Below are 20,550 nucleotides of genomic sequence, written 5' to 3' on the forward strand. Positions count from 1 at the left end.
CTGTCCATTAGCATCGAGGTACACATCGATATCCTGGGTTAATACGGTAGGAGGTACTTTATCATAGACGGTAACATTGGCCGTTGCTGCATCACTATTGCCATTGACATCGGTAACGGTCAGAGTCACCACGATTGGATAGGGGGCAATATCATTACAATCAAAAGAGTCAATATCCAGGGCATAGCTTTGAATTCCACAATTGTCGGAAGAATTATTGTCGATCTCCGCCGGAGTGATAGTGGCCTGTCCATTAGCATCGAGGTAGACATCGATATCCTGGGTTAATACGGTAGGAGCTACATTATCATGGACGGTGACATTCGCCGTTGCTGCATCACTATTACCGTTGACATCGGTAACGGAAAGAGTGACCACGACTGGATTGGTGGCAATATCATTACAACCAAAAGAGTCAATATCCAATGAGTAACTGGCAATTCCACAATTGTCAGAAGAATTGTTGTCAATATCGGCCGGGGTGATGCTGGCTTGTCCATTGGCATCGAGGTAGACATCGATATCCTGAGTTAAGACAGTAGGAGCTACATTATCATGGACGGTGACATTCGCCGTTGCGAAATCACTATTGCCATTGAAATCGGTAACGGTCAGAGTAACCACCACCGGATTGCTGGCAATATCATTACAATCAAAAGAGTCAATATCCAGGAGATAGCTTTGAATACCACAGTTATCAGAAGAATTATTGTCGATCTCCGCCGGGGTGATACTGGCCTGTCCATTGGCATCGAGGTAGGCATCGATATCCTGGGTTAATACGATAGGAGCTACATTATCATGGACGGTAACATTCGCCGTTGCAAAATCACTATTGCCGTTGACATCGGTAACGGTCAGCGTTACTACGACTGGATTGCTGGCAATATCAATACAATCAAAAGCATCGATATCCAGCGCATAATCGGCAATTCCACAATTGTCGGAAGAATTATTGTCGATCTCTGCCGGAGTGATAGTGGCCTGTCCATTAGAATCGAGGTAGACATCGATATCCTGGGTTAATACGGTAGGAGCTACATTATCATGGACAGTAACATTCGCCGTTGCGGAATCGCTGTTGCCATTGACATCGGTAACGGTCAGAGTCACTACGACTGGATTGCTGGCAATATCATTACAATCAAAAGAGTCAATATCCAGGACATAGCTTTGAATACCACAGTTATCAGAAGAATTATTGTCAATCTCACCCGGGATGATAGTGGCTCGTCCATTGGCCTCGAGGTAGACATCAATATCCTGGGTTAATACGATAGGAGCTACATTGTCGTGGACGGTAATATTCGCCGTTGCGGTATCGCTGTTGCCGTTGACATCGGTAATAGTCAGTGTCACTACAACTGGATTGCTGCCAATATCGGTGCAGGAGAAACTATCAATATCCAGGGCATAGCTTTGAATACCACAATTATCGGAAGAGTTATTGTCAATATCGGCCGGAGTGATACTGGCTTGTCCATTGGCATCGAGGTAAACATCGATATCCTGAGTTAATACGGTCGGAGCAACATTATCATGGACAGTAACATTCGCCGTCGCGGAATCGCTGTTGCCATTGACATCGGTAGCGGTCAGAGTTACCACCACCGGATTGCTGGCAATATCATTACAATCAAAAGAGTCAATATCCAGGGCATAGTTTTGTATACCACAATTATCGGAAGAGTTATTGTTAATATTGGCCGGAGTGATACTGGCTTGTCCATTGGAATCGAGGTAGACATCGATATCCTGAGTTAATACGGTAGGAGCTACATTATCATGGACGGTAACATTAGCCGTTGCGAAATCACTATTGCCATTGACATCGGTAACGGTAAGAGTGACCACGACCGGATTACTGGCAATATCATTACAACCAAAAAAGTCAATATCCAATGAGTAACTGGCAATTCCACAATTGTCGGAAGAATTATTGTCGATCTCCGCCGGAGTAATAGTGGCCTGTCCATTAGCATCGAGGTACACATCGATATCCTGGGTTAATACGGTAGGAGGTACTTTATCATAGACGGTAACATTGGCCGTTGCTGCATCACTATTGCCATTGACATCGGTAACGGTCAGAGTCACCACGACTGGATAGGGGGCAATATCATTACAATCAAAAGAGTCAATATCCAGGGCATAGCTTTGAATTCTACAATTGTCGGAAGAATTATTGTCGATCTCCGCCGGAGTGATAGTGGCCTGTCCATTAGCATCGAGGTAAACATCGATATCCTGAGTTAAGACGGTAGGAGCCACATTATCATGGACGGTGACATTCGCCGTTGCAGAACCGCTGTTGCCATTGACATCGGTAACGGTCAGAGTAACCACCACCGCATTACTGGCAATATCATTACAATCAAAAGAGTCGATATCCAATGAGTAACTGGCAATACCGCAATTATCGGTTGAATTGTTATCGATATCCGCAGTAGTGATACTGGCCTGCCCGTTAGCATCGAGATAAACATCGATATCCTGGGTTACAACTGTAGGTGGAAGCTTATCTTCAACAATGACATTAGCTATTGTAGTGGAAGTATTACCGTGTATATCAGTTACACTTAGTCGAACCTGATTAGCACTATTACCGGATATAGGGGAATTTTGACTCCAGGTAGCCTGATTCATTAAGGTTCCATTGTTATTATTTGGAGAGTTGTCAATAACCTGCCCTCCGGAACCTTCATTCATAGGCCAATAGCCAATTAAACCAGCCTCACTACCTTCTAATTGCTGGTTGTAATTATTGGTGATCATGGAGTTATCCAATGCAATATTCCAAACTGATACACCCGTAAGATTGCCATGAAAATATTGTGAAAACCCCTGGCGTCCTCCAATTCGTAAGTCATTTTGAAAAGTTTCAGAATCTCCAATGGGTCCAGTTCGATTAATGGAACTTTGTAGGCTACCGTTTTTATAGATATTTACTACGGCGCCATCATAAGTAAGGGTGACATGTGACCATTCATTCAACGGCAGAAAGACCCCGGTATCTACCCATTGCCATATGGCATTGGTTTCACCAAGGGCATATTTCAATTGACCATCTGGAAACCTTGCCATTTCATATTCACCTTCTTTGTTTATAATTATACCGTTTTGATCCGCAGTTGGAAAAGCCCATGCCTGAAGGGTGATTTCAGAACTTACATTTAAGTTGCTGTTATTCCCAATTTGGATGTAATCGGATGAACCGTTAAATTTTACTGAATATGTAGTTTCTCCATTTGAAGAAATGTCATCACAAGTGAAACTGTTTTTGTCAATAGAAATGGTTTGTATACCACAATTATCTGTGCTGTTATCATTCACCTGATCAGCTGTAAGGGTAGCTTGTCCATTTTCATCCAGCTTCAAATAAACATCTTGGACATGAGTCAGAGGAGATTCATTGTCCTCCACAGTAATAGTTTGAGTGCAGGTAGATTCATTCCCATTAGCATCAATAGCTGTCCAAATTATTTCAGTGTCACCCACTGGATAGATCCCAGAGGCTTCTGCGGTATTTGTAATATTATTCGTAAGGCTAATGGTTGATATTTCAGCACCACTCGGTATCCAATCTGTTGAAGGATCCATGTTGACAAGGCTGCCGTTTTTTTGATTATTTGATTGATCAGTCAGAGTATTACTACCCGGCCCGTCCTCAAAATTATAATAGGCCTGGAGCCCAGGTTCAGAACCAGCCAGTACCTTGTTGTGAGTACTTAGTACTTCCTCGTCTGTTAACGCGTAATTCCAAATTCGTACTTCATCTATTTTTCCAGTATAAGGTTCATCTTGTCCATCGATTGTTGCAGGATGCCCAATACGCAGATTGTGACCACCGTCTGTAGGTGTCGTAGTAGAAACATTCGAACCCAAAAGTTTTCCGTCCTGGTAAAGTTTCAACGTCTTGGTTGTGCCATCGAAACTTCCTGCAAGATGAGTCCAGGTATTTGAAGTATTATCAATTTCTAAGGCAATACCGTTAATTGTAGCTCCACCCTGGAAGTAGAGATAAACAAAATAATTCCCATTTCTAAAGTTTCTTCTGATTCCAAAATCAAAATTTGTGTTCGCATCAAACACAGCGCCCTTACTAACAATAGATCGATAACCTTCGTTGGGAATATAAACAGGATTTACCCAGGCTTCTATGGTAAAGTCCTGTAAAAAAGGAAAATTTTGAATTTCCACGTAGTCATTTAGACCATCGAAATCCAGGGCGGTAGAACTTAAATTGCAATTATCACTTACCGCTGGAGACGGAACAACAATATTTGCTTCGCATTGTCCTTCATCGGTTTCTACAATTATAGGTTCACAAGTAATAGTGGGAGGTGCCAGATCGGCAATTATAACTGTTTGCTGCTGCTCTACAGTATTTCCAATACCATCATCAAAAAACCAGGTGACTATTGTTTCTCCTTGAGTTGTAATTGGAAATTCTGTTGTAGTACTTGCGGTAATTATCTGTCCAGAACAATCTGTAGCTGTTGGTGAGGGAATAGAAAAAACTTCACAGGATTCATTGATATCAGGCAAGATTTCCTGGTCTAATGTCAACAGATCTCCGGCAGGTCCGGCATCAGTAATTGTCCAGCCGAAATCATCTATCATTTGCTGTCTCGCTGTAGCACCTGCACAGTGCTGACTATTCCCACCGTGAAAATTGACATTAGTTTGTAAATTTTGGCTGCTCCAGCCGATTAAGAGATTGTCATAATTTTCAGTTGAAAGAGTGACATCGTAAAACATAAAGGGCATACCCGTTACTTGACTAATATCCCAATTCCCTAGATCTTGATTAAATGAACTTGCTTGGTAAAACATTGATCCCATACTTGTTACTTGGCTAACATCCCAATTTCCAATATCTTGATTAAAAGAAGTGGCACTATGGAACATCGAATACATATTTGTCACCTTGCTCACATCCCACTTTCCTATATTTTGATTGAAAAGAGGGGCATTTTTAAACATGAAATACATATTGGTTACTTGCCCGACATTCCATTGGGAAATATCTTGATTAAAAGAATTTGCGTTTTCGAATACGTTCCCCATATTAGTAACATTGCTAACATCCCAATTTCCGATATCTTGATTAAAATTAGTGGCTCCCAAAAACATTCGCCACATGCTTGTGACTTTCCTTACATCCCAATTCCCAATCTCTTGATTAAAAGCAGTAGCATTATCAAACATTTGACTCATTGTTTCAACATTTCCAACATTCCACTGGTCAAGAGGTTGATTAAATGAAGTTGCATATCTAAACATTGCTGTCATATTTATAACATTACTGACATCCCAATTATTTATGTTATGATTGAAGGAGGAATTATAGAATAGGCCCACCATTTCTTTTACATTGCTAACATCCCAGTTTCCAATTATTGCATTTATTGACTCTATTTCAGCTAAAGCAAAATTCATTTTGGTAGCATTTGAAAGATCTGGAATATCGTTAGCACTAATTACGAGGTTTTTACACCCCCAAAAAGCCCTGTCCATTGATTGCCAGGAAATATCGCCCCATTGAAGAACAGAAAGAATTTTAAGAGCATCTTTTCCCCCTAAGGAGCTATTAAAAAAAATGTGAGGAAAATCTCCTCTTATGCGTATAGTATATATGCCGGGAGTTCCAAAGTCATGTGTGACATTCCCTGCTATGCCTGTTTCATCAAAAATGCCATCATCGTTCCAATCAACATCGTAATTGTATCCAGTACCTGTTGTAGGAATTGTTATACATGAATTACAGGAAGAACCAGGATTATCTGTTTTCCAGGTGGTGATGAAGGAGGTGGTATCAACAATAACTACGGTGACGGTGGCCGTTTCTGAATGGGAATTACCGTCGTAATCTGTTACGGTTAAGGTAACTGTATTCGAGCCAAGATCTGCTGTAGTGAAATTGCTTTTAGAAAGACTCTTTGTTTCAATCCCACAGTCATCAGCGGATCCATCATCAATGTCCGCTGGTGTAATAGTAGCATTTCCAAATTCGTCTAACTCTACTGTGATATCTTTGGTCACAGCTTGAGGAGGTGTAGTGTCTGGAGGAGAGTCAATGGTAACCGAATTGCTTGATTGACAGCCGTTTTCTGCATAGACATTAACGGTATAGGTGCCCGGAACTAAATCTGAGACCACTTTTGTTGTAGCCCCATTGCTCCAATGGTAAGTATAAGGCCCTAGATCTATTGTAGAAGGAATTGCTTCAGCTGTTCCTTCAGCTAAATTGGGACAACTACTATCGGTTTTCTCAATGAAAGTTTTAAAAGGAACCACAAAATTTCTATACACGGATTGAGCCTGGGAGTAATTATAGAATCCAAATTTCCCGCTCGAAAATTGTCCATCCACATTAAACACAAGAATGTCGTTAATCCAGATCTTAATATTGGTTTCAGTATACTCTGCCTTGAAACTATAATAAGTGTAATCCTGCCAACCTCCTAAAGAATTATTGGTTGCCAATACTGTTGTTATTGGATCTGAAGAACACCAAAAGACACCAGTTTGGGTAGAAGATGATGGGACTCCCGAAATTCTTCTTAATCGCATTTCAGCGGAAGCATAGCATTCGTAGTTTTGATTTTGCTGCTTCCAGTCAAATAATATAAAATCATATAAATTATTAGGAGTAGAATTATCAGGTGATTGATAGCCCAAGACAAACCCAATAAAATCATCATCATTACTGGTCTGGACTCCAAATTCGCCTTCAACAGTCGTATTAATATAGTCATCCGGTGTGACAAAAAATGTAGGAGCTCCATTAATAGATTGTGTTAAAGAACTTCCATCTGAAGATATACTCCAATTTCCGTAATTTAAATCACCCTTCTGCTCCCATGTATTGAGATCCATTGGAGCTACACATTCGCTGGGAGACTGAGCTCGACTTAAAATTGAAATAAGTAAAAAAAGTAATAGGAATGTAATTTTTTTCATGACAAAACAGATTTAAAGCACGTTAGTCATGAATTTCTATAAAGGGAGAAGATTTGGATATTATTGTGGGGAATGAGTAGGGAAAACAATTAATTTTAAAGCTACTGGGAAAAAGAATAGCATACAATAAGCCGTTCGGCCTAATTTTCCCAAGAGAAAAAGGAAACCGCAATTTTCTCCAATTCAGTTCTTTTATGTGTACCTAGTTTTCGGTAAATATTCTCACAATGCTTCTTAACGGTTGCTTCTGTAATAAACAGGCTCGCGGCTATTTCACCTCTGATCTTTTCTTTACCTAGAAGGTCCAAAATTTGCTTTTCCCTTTTAGTGAGGCTATTATAAGCTTTGTAGTATTTTAAAAAGATTCGATTTATTCCAAAAATTTGGTTTATTCCTTTGGTTAAATTCTCTACTTTTTCAGGAAAAAAGCTAACGGATAAAAGATTTTCCTCATCAAAAATCTTGGTAATAGTTAGAAAAAAATAGGGAGGTTCCTTGCCATTTTTCCAGTCTTGATAAAAAAGCAAAACCTTATCGTGATTACAGTCCTTGAATTCGTCTATCACTTTAGGGTGGGTAATTTGCAGAGTAAATTCGCTCTGGTGTTTTTTAAAAATAGCCAGGCTATTTTCTCTTAATTGTTCAATAGTGTAGCCAATAATATTTTGACCGGGTTTGGATAAATATCTAAAGGAAAGATCCTCTATTTTATTTATGTGGAGAATTCCAGGAACCAAATTGGAAAGATCATCTAAATTAATGGTTCCCTCTTTAAGAAGTTTTTTAATATCATCTAAATACTGTATTCCCTTAGTCTTAGAATTTGAAGTCATTACTTCAATTTGTTGGTTAGTTTAAAAGTCGTAGGGAATTTTATCCAAAAACTTAATTTTTTAAAATATATCCAATAGGGGATAGCCCTTAATTTTAAAACGCTTTTCCTTAAAAATTACAAATCAAATCGGAAGAATTAAGTTCTTATTTAAATACTTTCATTTTTTACAGTAATTAACTCATTGAATCTTGTGCTAAATCTATTAGATAATCTCTCCTGCTTAATTTTCCAGGTACGGCCAAGGTCTTGACCGCCAAACTTAACTTTGCCATTTTCCCGAAAGTTTAGTTGATCTACCACTTTCATCAATTGTTCATGCTTTGGGTTTTCTTCTGAGAATAATTTGAACTGTTTTTGTGTTGCCGGGGTAAGTTTCATGGCAATGATTCCGGCCTTCTTATATTGATAACCTTCTTTATAGATCATATCCAGACCGGTTAAGGCTGTTTTTACAAGCGTAATACTAGAATTAGTTGGACATGGGGTATGTACAGATATACTTGCTCGATAGCCTAAGGGTAATTAAGTGTCAGAATCTCTCCCTTATTACTATTTTTATTTTTATGATTAATTGAGGTACAATCGAGGTACAAATTCTAATCAGAAATAGACTAAAATTTACCAATCAACCAAATCCTAAAAAAGTAAATCCCTGTAAATAGGGGTTAATTGAAGTATCTAAATTTTTTCTAATTTGAATTATTTCCCAATACAAAAATTCGCAAAAATATTCCCTAAAAGATCATCATTAGTTATTTCCCCGGTGATCTCTCCAAAATGATGCAGCGCCTGGCGTATATCAATTGCCAGCAGGTCTCCTGATAGATCTGCGTTTAAACCGTCTTCTACCTTGTTGATCTCCTCCAGTGCCTTTAAAAGTGCCGCATAGTGCCTTGAATTGGTTACTATTGTATCACTATTGCGCAGTGCACCGGTATTAACGAACTCCAGTAATCTGTCTTTTAATTCTTCGACACCAAGATTGGTTTTTGCTGATAATAGCAAAAATTCGGCTCTTTCCGCATGACTGGAAATATCCTCAAGTTTAGCCTTTAGGTTTTCAACTTCTTCATCGGCTAGCCTGTCGGTTTTATTGGCGATGATCAATAATGGTTTTTGCGGAAATTTGTTCTTGATCTTTTCAATCTCAACACGAACTTCCTGCAGTCTTTCTCTGTTTACTGCGATCTGGGAGCTGTCAACCAGGTAAACCACCACCTGCGCCTGACTTATCTTTTCAAAGGTCTTTTTGATGCCGATGCTTTCTACCACATCTTTAGTTTCACGAATTCCTGCGGTATCAATAAACCTGAACCCAACTCCCCCTATGCTCATTTCATCCTCGATGGTATCCCTTGTCGTTCCGGCAATGTCTGAGACAATGGCTCTTTCCTCGTTTAATAAGGCGTTTAGTAAAGTAGATTTTCCCACGTTTGGTTCTCCGACAATGGCCACGGGAATCCCATTTTTCAGCACATTACCGGTGGCAAAAGAATCGATCAGTCTTTTGAGAACGGTCTGAATCCTGGAGACAAGATCCCTGAACTGGTCCCTATTGGCGAATTCCACATCTTCTTCAGCAAAATCCAGTTCCAGTTCAATAAGGGAAGCGAAATTCAATAGCTCTTCTCGTAATTTCTGGATTTCATTCGAGAAACCACCACGCATTTGTTGCATGGCCATCTGGTGGGAAGCGGCATTTTCAGAATTGATAAGATCGGCTACGGCTTCAGCCTGGCTAAGATCCATTTTTGCATTCAGGAAGGCCCGCAGGGTAAATTCCCCGGCTTCCGCAGAACGGCAACCTCTCCTTATTAATAATTGAATGATCTCCTGTTGTATGTAAGGGCTGCCGTGACAGGATAATTCTACAGTTTCCTCACCGGTATATGATTTCGGCGCGCGGAAAACTGAAGCCAGCACCTCGTCTATGGTACGTTCTCCATCCATCACATTCCCAAGATGAATGGTATGTGTAGGTTGATCTTCGAGCGGCTTTTTACTTTTTGCCTTGAAAAGCGGGGCAACGATCTTCAGCGCATCCGGGCCAGAAACCCTGATCACGGCAATAGCTCCGGCGCCCGATGGGGTAGCAAGGGCAACAATAGTATCATTCAATTTCATGAGGCAAATTTATAAAAGAAATCTGTGCCGCACCTAATTCTGTAACAAAGCTCGGTTTTGCTCGTCTTTTATATAGAGACCATCAATAACCATCAAAATTTCAAGCATGAGAGAAGATAACCAAATGTTAGTGATCACCCACCTTAGCCAGCTACTGGACCTTGTAACCGGGGTAGGGGGATTCATCGTGCCCCTGGTGCTTTGGCTAACGCAAAAAGACAAAGTTGCCGGAATGGACATGCACGGGAAAATGATCCTGAATTTTCAAATAAGCCTTTTCATCTATTCTATATTTTGCATCCCATTGATCCTGCTTTTTGGCCTGGGGATCCTGGGCCTTATCATCATTGGCCTGATAGCTCTTATTTTGCCGATTATGAATGCCTTGAAGGTGAGTAATGGCGAGATGCCGTACTATCCATTGACCATAGAATTTCTGAAATAAGAAAATTGAACAATGTCATCCTGAGTTTATTTCAGGAGTTCATCTTAAAAGGTTTAAGTAATAGAAGCTGAAATTCCCGAAGCCTAGGGGAAGCTTGACGAATCATAATTAAAGTTGGTTTTTCAGTTAATAAGAAAAAGCCCGTTCAAATTAATGAACGGGCTTTTTTATTTTTGCTGTGATTTAGTCGACTAGTTATTCAGCATTACCGGCATAACCAGCATGGTGATCTTTTCACCAGGATCCAGCCCGTCAACCGGAGTTAGGATTCCCGCCCTGTTAGGTAAGCTCATTTCAAGCATAACTTCATCGGCAGTTAGGTTACCCAGCATCTCGATTAGAAATCTCGAGTTGAAGCCTATCTGCATATCGTCACCCTGGTAAGAACAGGTTAAACGCTCCTCGGCCTTGTTGCTGTAATCCACATCTTCTGCAGAAATATTAAGCTCGGCCCCAGCGATCTTTAATCTAACCTGGTGCGTGGTTTTATTTGAGAAAATAGAAACCCTTCTTACAGAACTCAAGAACTGGTTTCTTTCAATGGTGAGTTTATTAGGATTTTCTTTCGGAATTACCGCCTCGTAATTTGGATACTTCCCGTCGATCAGCCTACAGATAAGTTGAGTTTCATCAAAAGTGAACTTCGCGTTAGACTCGTTGTATTCAATAAGTACTTCAGATTCACTTCCGGCAAGAATACCCTTTAAAAGGTTCAAAGGTTTCTTAGGCATGATGAATTCTGCAGCCTGGTTCGCTTTAATGTCTTCTCTTGAATATTTTACAAGTTTGTGTGCATCTGTGGCAACAAAAGTTAGTCCGTTCTCAGTGAACTGGAAGAAAACTCCGCTCATCACCGGTCTAAGATCGTCGTTACCTGAAGCAAAGATCGTCTTGGAAATGGCAGAAGCAAGGATATCGGCCTCAACCACCGTACTGCTAGGATCCTCAAGCTCAACAGGGTTAGGGAACTCCTCGCCATCGGCATAAGCCAATGCATATTTACCGTGGTTTGAACTAAGTTCTATGGTATTATTGTCTTCAACTACAAAGGTTAGTGGCTGTTCCGGAAAGGTCTTCAAGGTATCAAGAAGTAACTTTGCCGGTACGGCGATTTTTCCTTCAGAATCAGATTCCACTTTCAGTTTTGCAGACATGGTTGTTTCCAGGTCTGATGCAGAAACGGTAAGTTCATCGTTATTAAGATCGAAAAGGAAATTGTCTAAAATCGGTAAGGTGTTACTGTTATTGATTACCCCTCCAAGTATTTGTAGCTGTTTCAGCAGGTAATTGCTGGATACAATAAATTTCATCGGCTTTTATTGATTTATTTTAATCATTACAAATATATTTTAATAAGTGAAAAATACAGGCTTATCCACCTAGTTTTTATTAACAGACTTGTATGCTTAAAATGAGGTAAACGCCAGTAATATAAAGGCTTGTAAATTTATATTTGCCTGAAATTGTTAATATGTGCTTTTCTGGTATTCTCAGGAATTCTTCGGAAGCATTACTTTATATATTTCCGTTTTCTATAGAATTTAAAGGCAGTGCCGAAGAGCAATAATAAGATTAAAGGGCCGGCCAGATTGATTATTTGCCATAATTGCCTTTGCGCTGAAGTTTTTTCCTTATCCAGGAAAGCCAGGTTGATCTCCTTGGAGCGGATGTCTATTAAACCGGTGTCGTCTAAAAGGTAATTCACGGCATTTAATAAGAATTCCTTATTGCCATAGGTGTTCCCGGTATATCGCTGAAATCCAAGCTCCAGTGGCTTGCCTCCCTGAATATCGTTCCTGATTACATCTCCATCTGAAATGACCAGCATTTTCGAATCTGTTCCCTGGTCTTTATGCTTCGCATAGTCAAATGGTTTTACCCGGTTTTTATATACAGATTTGAATTTTCCTTCCAGCAGAACTGCCAGAGGCTGCTCCCCGGCATTGTAGGTGCTAAGATCTGGTTTCTGGCCAACCATATCCAGGCTGATTTGCGCCGGAACTCCTTCCAGTTTTGTTTTTGGGGAACTGCTAAGCAGGATGGTTTTATCGATATTATTGGCCAGGGTGTCCATTGGGTTAGCATACTCGAACTTTACCGCCTCGATATTATTAATGATGGGATGGTCGTTCGGCGAACTGGTTAGTGGGCTATAGAACCATGGATATGGATTGAACCTGGTATTATTCCCGCTGCCGCTGGCCAGGATGATCGGGGCCGAGTAGAGGTCGTTCACGATCTCAGGATTTATGCGAACCCCGTAGGAGAAAAAGTAGTCTCCCAGGTTAAGATCCCTTGGCAGGGCGATGGCAGTGCCTTGTTCATTAAAAAGGCTGTCGGTTTCCATATTGGTCTTCTCAACCAGCCAAAGCATTTTTCCCCCATTCAGTAGATACTGATCCAGCACGTATTTTTCTTTTTCCGAATATGCCTGGGTAGGCTTTGGTTCCAGGATCAGGTCATATTCCTTAAGATCTTCCAGTGTTTTGTTCGGATTGCTTGCTGCTGAATCCAGGGTGAAGGGCGCCATATAATAATACTCCTGGATAGTCCTGATGAAATCTGCGATCTGGGCATCTGGCAATTCACCATTACCACGCATTACCGCGATCTTTTTCTCTCGCGGATAAATTAACTTGCTTAAACCATCGGCCAGCACATATTCCAGTTGCTGCACCGAGCCGTTTACGCGTTCTTCATCGGTAGCGCCAATCTGGTTCTTCAGCAACGGGATCTTCACGGTCTTATCCCCGTAATTAGCGATCGCCCAGGGGAAAATTATGCTTTCGCTGCTCTTCCCGTTCTCCTGGACATTAAGCCTGGCCGGGGTCATGCCCATTTTATAGAATTCTTCAGCAACTGCGTTCGCATCACCTCCCTGTTCCAGCGGATCCACGAAGTTCACCTTGATATTCCGGTTATAGGCTGAAAATTCTTCCAGCATCTGCCGGGTTTCATTCCTCAGTCTTCTAAATTCTGAAGGGAAACTTCCTACCAGGAAAACATCAAAGATCATCGGTTGTTCTACATCCTCGACAATCTTCCTGGCGGCAGGGGAGAGGCTGTAACGCTGGTCCTGGGTAAGGTCGAATCTAAGGTATACTTCTGAAGCCAGAAAGTTCAGGGTTATCAGAATAACCAGTAAAATAAGAAGTGACTTTATTTTGTTCGGCTTCTTCATTGGGCTCTTTTCTTTGTTCCACTAAGATTGATCTCGGTAAGTTTAAGGAAGAGGAAGATCAAACTCAGAAAGTAAATGATATCCCTGGTATCCACCACTCCTCGGCTGATGCTTTTATAATGAAAACTAATGCCGAAAGATTCCAGGATATAGCCAGAGTTGCCAAAAATGTTAGTCTGGCTAAGGGCTTCGAAGGCATAGTAACTTAGGAAACATAAAAATACCGCCAGAAGAAAAGATACGATCTGGTTTGAAGAAAGACTGGAGGCGAAAATACCAATTGAAGCATAACATCCTCCCAGAAATATAAGGCCTATATAGGAGCCTACGGTTGCGCCAAGGTCAAAATTTCCCACCGGCCTGCCAAGCTGATTTATAGTTAGAACATACAGCAGAGAAGGAATGATCGCCAAGATAACCAGGACCACCACTCCCAGGTATTTGCCCGTGATAAGTTTCCAGAGGCCAATTGGTTTTGTAAGCAGTATCTCCATGGTGCCCATCCTTTTTTCATCGGAAAAGCTTTTCATGGTGATCGCCGGAATGAGGAAAAGGAAAATCCAGGGCGCAATGCTGAAAAATGGCTTCAGGTCTGCAAAGCCACTGTCCAGAATGTTATATCCCCCAGAAAAAATGAAAAGAAAAGATCCGCAGGCTATAAGGAATAGACCAATCACCAGGTAGCCCGTAAGCGACGAGAAAAAGGATTGTATTTCTTTATTCAGTATTGCAAGCATTCTTTCAATTATCAATTATCCGTTTTAAGTTTTGTGTTAAGTGTTGTCCGTTTTATTTTAGTTCAATGTCATTCCAAGCGTAGGGAGAAATCTATACTTTTTAATCCACATTTCGACTGCGCTCAATGTGACCCTTCTCACTTTCCATTCTTCACTTTCCACTATTCTCTATACTTAGTATTCAATACTCTCTACTCCAAACTAACCACTTTATCCACACTCCAGGCTTCAGGTTTCTCGTTGAAAAACACTTTTGTATTCTCCCATACCTTTTTAAAGAGTTCAGAATCTCTATAGTTCTCCAAAGCAGCTTCATCCTTCCAGTAAGAATACGTGAAAAACTGGTTCGTATTGTCCTTACCCCGATAGAGTTCTAAAAACTCACAGCCTTCAAAACCTCTAATTTTGGCTTTGTTCTCTTCAAAATTGGCCAGGAACTCATCGATTTTATCAGGTTGAAATCCCATTTTCACTATTCTTACAAACATCTATTCAAAATTTACAGTTACAGTATCGAGGTATTCCAGGCCGAAAAGGCTTGCTGCACTTCCCACCGTATTAGGATTACTTTTATACATGGCCAGCTCTACGTATCCGGCAGAGTTGAAAACCGCCAGTTTCTTACCATCTTCCTCTTTTCTTTTATCTTTTTCAACATCAAAATTGATGGCATGGCTGTAGGTTTCATAAATGGTGCTGAAATTCACCGTTCGCGCACTTATTTTGAAGTCACGGCCTTTCCCGACGTTTTCGAAAAGTTTCCTGGAAATATTGGTGATCACATTTCCGTAGTTATCAACATAGATCACGTGGCCCAGGATCTGGTTCTTTTCAGAATTAATGATGGGCTCAAATTGCTTTAGGTATTTGATTTCCCTAACGCTTTTCCCTATGACTTCAAGCGTTCCGCCGCGGGCAATATGGCAGGCTACCTTCACGAAAACATCCAGAACCGGGAAATTGGTCTGTATCTTATCATGGATATTGATCTCGACGATCTTCTCCGGCCGTATTTCTGAAGCAAGCAATGAAAGTATGCCATTATTGGCGCAAATAAAATAATGTTCATCAAGTTTAACTGCCAGGTGCTTGTTCTCGGGGGTAAGTTCAGAATCTATGCCAATGATATGGATACTACCCTTGGGAAAGCTCTTGTAGGCGTTCTTAATGATATAGGCCGCCTCGCTAATATGGAAAGGTGAAACCGAATGAGAAATATCAACAATCCTAACATCACTTAATTCGCTATATATAGCTCCTTTAACCGCACCAGCGAAATAATCTTTCTCCCCGAAATCGGTCGTTAAAGTAATGATTGCCATAGGCGATTGTTAATATTTTTTTAATCTGAGACTGGTTATTTTCCTTAAGTTTGTATAGAAGGCGAATATAATTTTAATTTTAGTGATTCGCTCAGGCCGCAAGGCAAAAAATACCAATAATTCGGTTTCAAAATTAGGATATTGAAATACGAAGGACAAATAATTATGACCTGAAAAATCTACAATGCTTCATCTTAAAAACTACAGCTTTTGAACGAACTTCTTATTGAACTCTCAGAAATTAGCCCTCGAGAATTTTTCGGGCAGCAGAATGAACACATTGAACTTTTAAAAAAGTATTTTCCGAAATTAAAAATTGTCGCCAGGGGTAGTAAGATACGTGTGTTTGGTGACGAGGAAATGCTGGAAGAATTCGATAAAAGATTCTCCATGTTGATGGATCATTTTGGCAAATACAATAAACTGGACGAGAATACCATTGAAAGGGTACTTACCAGTGAGAGTGAAGAAGATTACCAGACCTCAAAAGAGAGTGGTGAAACCATAGTGCACGGGATTAGCGGAAAGGTGATCAAAGCCCAGACCGCGAACCAGCGCAAGATGGTAGAGCTTTCAAAAAAGAATGACCTTGTATTCGCGATTGGTCCTGCCGGAACCGGGAAAACCTATACCGGGGTAGCCCTGGCGGTAAAAGCCCTAAAAGAGAAGCAGGTAAAAAGGATCATTCTTACCAGGCCGGCCGTAGAAGCGGGAGAGAACCTTGGATTTCTGCCGGGAGACCTGAAGGAAAAACTTGACCCTTATATGCAGCCACTTTATGATGCCCTTAGAGATATGATCCCTCATGAAAAACTGGAGATTTTTATAGAAAAGGGAGTGATCCAGATCGCACCACTGGCTTTTATGCGTGGTCGTACCCTGGATAATGCTTTTGTGATCCTGGATGAGGCCCAGAATACCACCCATGCGCAAATGAAGATGTTCCTAACCAGAATGGGAAAAAATGCCAAGTTCATCATCACTGGAGATCCCGGGCAGATCGACCTGCCGCGTAGGGTGATCTCCGGACTCAAAGAAGCCCTTCTTATTTTAAAGGATGTAAAGGGTGTTGGGATGGTTTACCTTGACGATAAGGATGTGATCAGGCACAGGCTGGTAAAAAAGATCATTGCTGCCTACAAAGAAATTGAACACAACGAATAATTATAAAAGTTTAGACTCTAAATGAGTAATACAATAACCAAGACCAATTTTAATTTTCCCGGTCAGCAATCTGTATATAAAGGCAAAGTTCGGGATGTTTATTCACTCGAGAATGACCGACTGGTAATGATCGCTTCAGACAGGCTTTCTGCTTTTGATGTGGTGATGCCAAAAGGAATTCCATATAAGGGGCAGATCCTGAATCAGATCGCCACTAAAATGATGGAGAAAACAAGTGATATTGTTCCTAACTGGCTGGAAGCGACTCCAGATCCTAATGTGGCCATTGGTAAAAAATGTGAGCCGTTCAAGGTTGAAATGGTTATTCGTGGATACATGTCGGGTCATGCTGCCAGGGAATACAAGGCAGGAAAAAGAGAATTATGCGGTGTTGCCATGCCAGAAGGTCTGAAGGAAAATGACAAATTTCCCGAACCAATAATTACCCCGGCCACCAAGGCCGAACACGGCGATCATGACGAGGATATCTCCAAGGAAAATATAATTAAAAGAGGGATAGTTTCTGAAGAGGATTATGTTCAATTAGAACAGTACACGCGAGAACTTTTCGAGCGTGGTACCGAGATCGCGGCAAAGCAGGATTTGATCCTTGTAGATACCAAGTACGAATTTGGAAAAACTCCCGGAGGAAAGATCGTTTTGATCGATGAGATTCATACTCCAGATTCATCAAGATATTTTTATAAAAAAGGTTACGAAGAAAGACAAAAGAATAAAGAAGCTCAAAAGCAGCTTTCCAAGGAATTCGTGCGTCAATGGCTTATTTCAAACGGATTTCAGGGGCTGGAAGGTCAGCAGGTTCCAGAAATGAGTGATGATTATATCGAATCTGTCTCTGAAAGGTATATAGAATTATATGAGAATATTACAGGGGAAAAATTTGTAAAAGCCGATGTTTCTAATATCGAAGATCGAATCCGAACAAATGTGGAATCCTATCTAAAGGATCACTAAAATTTCTTTTTCAACAAAAAAGCAATGAATATTCTGAGGGATTTGGAATATTTTGAGCCTTTTAACTCTGCTTTGCTTTTTTGATTCCTTATGATTTAATAATTTTAAAAGCAGAACCGGTTCATCCGGTTCTCTTATTTTGAACTAAACCAACTTAAATCATGAGTAATTATCACATAAAGAATTTAGAAGAATATTTCCAGGTGTATAGAAAATCGGTTAGAGAACCTGAAAATTTCTGGCAGGAGGTAGCCGAAGAGCATTTCGTATGGCGCAAGAAATGGGATAATGTACTTAGTTGGGATTTCACTAAACCTGAAGTAAAATGGTTCGAAAATGCCAAGCTTAATATTACCGAAAACTGTATAGATCGTCACCTGATTGCCCAGGGGGATAAAACGGCCATTATCTGGGAACCTAATGATCCTGAGGATAAGGCCTTGCATTTAACTTTCAGGGAACTTCATAAAAAGGTGAATAAATTTGCCAATATCCTTAAGGATAATGGTATTCAGAAGGGAGACAGGGTCTGTATTTATCTGCCCATGATCCCCGAGCTTGCTTATGCCGTGCTGGCCTGTGCTAGGATAGGAGCAATACACTCGGTGGTTTTTGCTGGTTTTTCAGCATCAGCCCTGGCCACTAGGACTCTGGATGCCGATTGCAAAATGATGATCACTTCAGATGGGTCCTATCGTGGCGACAAAAAGATAGATCTAAAGGGAATCGTTGATAAAGCCCTGGAAGATTGCCCGGATGTTAAAACCGTACTGGTAGCAAAAAGGACCGGTGCGGAGATCAATATGAAAGAAGGCCGGGATAAATGGATTGAACCTCTTATGGAGGAAGCATCAGAGGATTGTGCCCCCGAAACCATGGATGCCGAAGATCCTTTGTTCATACTTTATACCTCGGGATCTACCGGGAAGCCAAAAGGGATGCTGCATACCACCGCCGGTTATATGGTTTATTCAGCCTATACCTTTAAGAATATTTTCAACTACCAGGATGATGATGTTTACTGGTGTACTGCCGATATTGGTTGGATCACCGGTCATTCTTATATAGTTTACGGGCCTTTATTAAATGGTGCCACCACTGTAATGTTCGAGGGTGTGCCATCTTACCCAGACTTTGGCAGGTTCTGGCAGATCGTGGAAAAACATAAGGTAAATCAGTTCTATACCGCGCCCACCGCCATCAGAGCCCTTGCGAAGAAAAACCTGGATTTCGTGGATAAGTATGACCTCTCTTCGCTTAAGGTCCTTGGAACAGTTGGTGAGCCTATCAATGAGGAGGCATGGCACTGGTATGATAATAATATTGGTAAGAATAAAAGCCCTATCGTGGATACCTGGTGGCAAACAGAAACCGGGGGAATCATGATCTCTCCAATCCCGTTTGCGACTCCAACGAAGCCCACCTTCGCTACTTTACCTTTCCCGGGTATTCAGCCCGTTTTGATGGATGACCAGGGAAATGAAATTAAAGGTAACCAGGTAGATGGGAGGCTTTGTATAAAGTTTCCGTGGCCATCTATGGCCAGGACGATCTGGGGGAATCATGAAAGGTATAAGAATACCTATTTCTCGGCTTTTGAAAATAAATATTTCACAGGCGATGGTGCATTAAGGGACGAAACTGGCTATTACCGAATTACCGGAAGGGTAGATGATGTTATCATCGTTTCAGGACATAATCTGGGAACCGCCCCAATCGAGGATGCGATCAACGAACATCCTGCAGTGGCAGAATCGGCGGTAGTTGGTTTCCCTCACGAAGTAAAAGGGAATGCGCTTTACGGATTTGTGATCCTTAAGGAGGCCGGTGAATCAAGAAATCAGGATAACCTTAGAAAAGAGATCAACCAGCAGATCGCAGATAAAATAGGACCCATTGCCAAACCCGATAAGATACAGTTCGTGGAAGGCCTTCCGAAGACAAGAAGCGGAAAGATCATGAGGAGGATCCTAAGAAAAATTGCATCTGATGATACTTCAGATCTTGGTGATACTTCAACCCTTTTAAATCCAGAAGTCGTGGAAGATATTATTAATGGATCATTGAATAAATGATATTTTCGGTATAATAATTGCAAATCTATTACAAACTTTAAAAAATATTAATGAAAAATTATTTTACACTTTTAGTCCTGTTTCTTTCTTTTCTAGTTTCGAATGCTCAGATTTCAGAAAATGTGAGCATGACCGGAATGCAGATTTATACAAAAGATAAAACTCCAAAAGAATATACTGGGTCACCCTATGCTGAAAAAGATTTTAAAAGAGGGATTATTTACGATATGAATAAGGATAAATCCCAGCCAGCATTTCTTAGGTATAATGCAGTTGAGGATGTAGTGGAAATTAGACTGAAAAAAAATGATGAATCTAGCGTGCTTCCAAAATTCACTCACATCTTATATAAAATGGGTGATTATACATATTTCATCGACAATTTGAAAACAGACAATGGTTACATCGAAGCTTACTTTGCAAGATTCTACGACGGGGAAAAGGCTAAATTCATAGCCCGCCCGGTAGCTGATATTACGGAGGCACAGGTTGCCAAAACAGGTTATGAAAAGGATAAACCTGCAGATCTGGGAGTAGATATGGTCTATTACATCTCAATAGATGGTGGAGAATTCAAGGAAGTTAGGCTAAAAGAAAGAGACCTTGAAGATTTTTTCAGCTCGAAAAAGATGGAAGATTATTTCGATAAAAATAAAATAAAGACAGAAGGCGATGTAGTTAAACTTCTTGAATATTATGAGAAAAACATTTAAGAATAGATAATTT

At 40.7% G+C, this 20,550-nt stretch carries 14 protein-coding genes; 5 read left to right on the plus strand and 9 right to left on the minus strand.

Annotated features, from left to right (window positions below):
- From FLP08_RS14890 to mnmE, 4 genes are all read right to left on the minus strand, one after another.
- Positions 1-6,966, minus strand: a 6,966-nt coding sequence (locus FLP08_RS14890; RefSeq protein WP_156277899.1) for a BspA family leucine-rich repeat surface protein, incomplete at its 3' end; no start/stop codon positions are given.
- A gap of 140 nt (positions 6,967-7,106) precedes the next feature.
- Positions 7,107-7,799 carry a response regulator transcription factor gene (locus tag FLP08_RS16540; protein WP_156277900.1) on the minus strand — a complete coding sequence of 231 codons (693 nt, stop codon included), beginning with the start codon at positions 7,797-7,799 and terminating at the stop codon, positions 7,107-7,109.
- A 149-nt stretch (positions 7,800-7,948) separates the two neighbouring features.
- Positions 7,949-8,299, minus strand: coding sequence for a DUF4113 domain-containing protein (locus tag FLP08_RS14900; protein WP_341485023.1), 351 nt, complete (start codon positions 8,297-8,299; stop codon positions 7,949-7,951).
- A 201-nt stretch (positions 8,300-8,500) separates the two neighbouring features.
- A complete protein-coding gene (gene mnmE, locus FLP08_RS14905; protein WP_156277903.1) occupies positions 8,501-9,925 on the minus strand; it encodes a tRNA uridine-5-carboxymethylaminomethyl(34) synthesis GTPase MnmE in 1,425 nt (474 codons plus the stop codon).
- 106 nt (positions 9,926-10,031) lie between these two features.
- Between mnmE and FLP08_RS14910 the strand changes: the two genes are divergently transcribed.
- The gene (locus FLP08_RS14910) at positions 10,032-10,370 is read left to right on the plus strand and encodes a DUF4870 domain-containing protein (protein WP_156277905.1); all 339 of its coding nucleotides are present in this window, start codon (positions 10,032-10,034) and stop codon (positions 10,368-10,370) included.
- A 191-nt stretch (positions 10,371-10,561) separates the two neighbouring features.
- Here the strand turns inward: FLP08_RS14910 and dnaN are convergent, their stop codons facing one another.
- The 5 genes from dnaN to FLP08_RS14935 form a co-directional block, all read right to left on the minus strand.
- On the minus strand, positions 10,562-11,680 hold the full coding sequence (dnaN, locus tag FLP08_RS14915) for a DNA polymerase III subunit beta (RefSeq protein ID WP_156277907.1): 1,119 nt from the start codon (positions 11,678-11,680) through the stop codon (positions 10,562-10,564).
- A 200-nt stretch (positions 11,681-11,880) separates the two neighbouring features.
- The gene (gene gldG / locus FLP08_RS14920) at positions 11,881-13,551 is read right to left on the minus strand and encodes a gliding motility-associated ABC transporter substrate-binding protein GldG (protein WP_156277909.1); all 1,671 of its coding nucleotides are present in this window, start codon (positions 13,549-13,551) and stop codon (positions 11,881-11,883) included.
- Positions 13,548-14,288, minus strand: a complete 741-nt coding sequence (gene gldF / locus FLP08_RS14925; RefSeq protein WP_156277911.1) for a gliding motility-associated ABC transporter permease subunit GldF — start codon at positions 14,286-14,288, stop codon at positions 13,548-13,550. Before gldF ends, gldG begins: the two co-directional genes overlap by 4 nt.
- A gap of 191 nt (positions 14,289-14,479) precedes the next feature.
- Entirely contained in the window at positions 14,480-14,776 is a 297-nt protein-coding gene (locus FLP08_RS14930) for a putative quinol monooxygenase (protein ID WP_156277913.1), read from the minus strand.
- A complete protein-coding gene (locus tag FLP08_RS14935; protein WP_156277915.1) occupies positions 14,777-15,610 on the minus strand; it encodes an SAM hydrolase/SAM-dependent halogenase family protein in 834 nt (277 codons plus the stop codon).
- A 210-nt stretch (positions 15,611-15,820) separates the two neighbouring features.
- Between FLP08_RS14935 and FLP08_RS14940 the strand changes: the two genes are divergently transcribed.
- The 4 genes from FLP08_RS14940 (at position 15,821) to FLP08_RS14955 (ending at position 20,537) form a co-directional block, all read left to right on the plus strand.
- Positions 15,821-16,774 (plus strand): PhoH family protein, encoded by a 954-nt coding sequence (locus FLP08_RS14940; RefSeq protein ID WP_156277917.1) that lies wholly within the window; start codon positions 15,821-15,823, stop codon positions 16,772-16,774.
- A gap of 21 nt (positions 16,775-16,795) precedes the next feature.
- Positions 16,796-17,749 (plus strand): phosphoribosylaminoimidazolesuccinocarboxamide synthase, encoded by a 954-nt coding sequence (locus FLP08_RS14945; protein WP_156277919.1) that lies wholly within the window; start codon positions 16,796-16,798, stop codon positions 17,747-17,749.
- Between the two features lie 161 nt (positions 17,750-17,910).
- The gene (gene acs, locus FLP08_RS14950) at positions 17,911-19,824 is read left to right on the plus strand and encodes an acetate--CoA ligase (RefSeq protein ID WP_156277921.1); all 1,914 of its coding nucleotides are present in this window, start codon (positions 17,911-17,913) and stop codon (positions 19,822-19,824) included.
- 50 nt (positions 19,825-19,874) lie between these two features.
- Positions 19,875-20,537, plus strand: a complete 663-nt coding sequence (locus FLP08_RS14955; protein WP_156277923.1) for a hypothetical protein — start codon at positions 19,875-19,877, stop codon at positions 20,535-20,537.
- The last annotated feature ends 13 nt before the right edge of the window (positions 20,538-20,550 follow it).

Source organism: Christiangramia aestuarii (assembly GCF_009735585.1).
Classification (GTDB): Bacteria; Bacteroidota; Bacteroidia; order Flavobacteriales; family Flavobacteriaceae; genus Christiangramia; species Christiangramia aestuarii.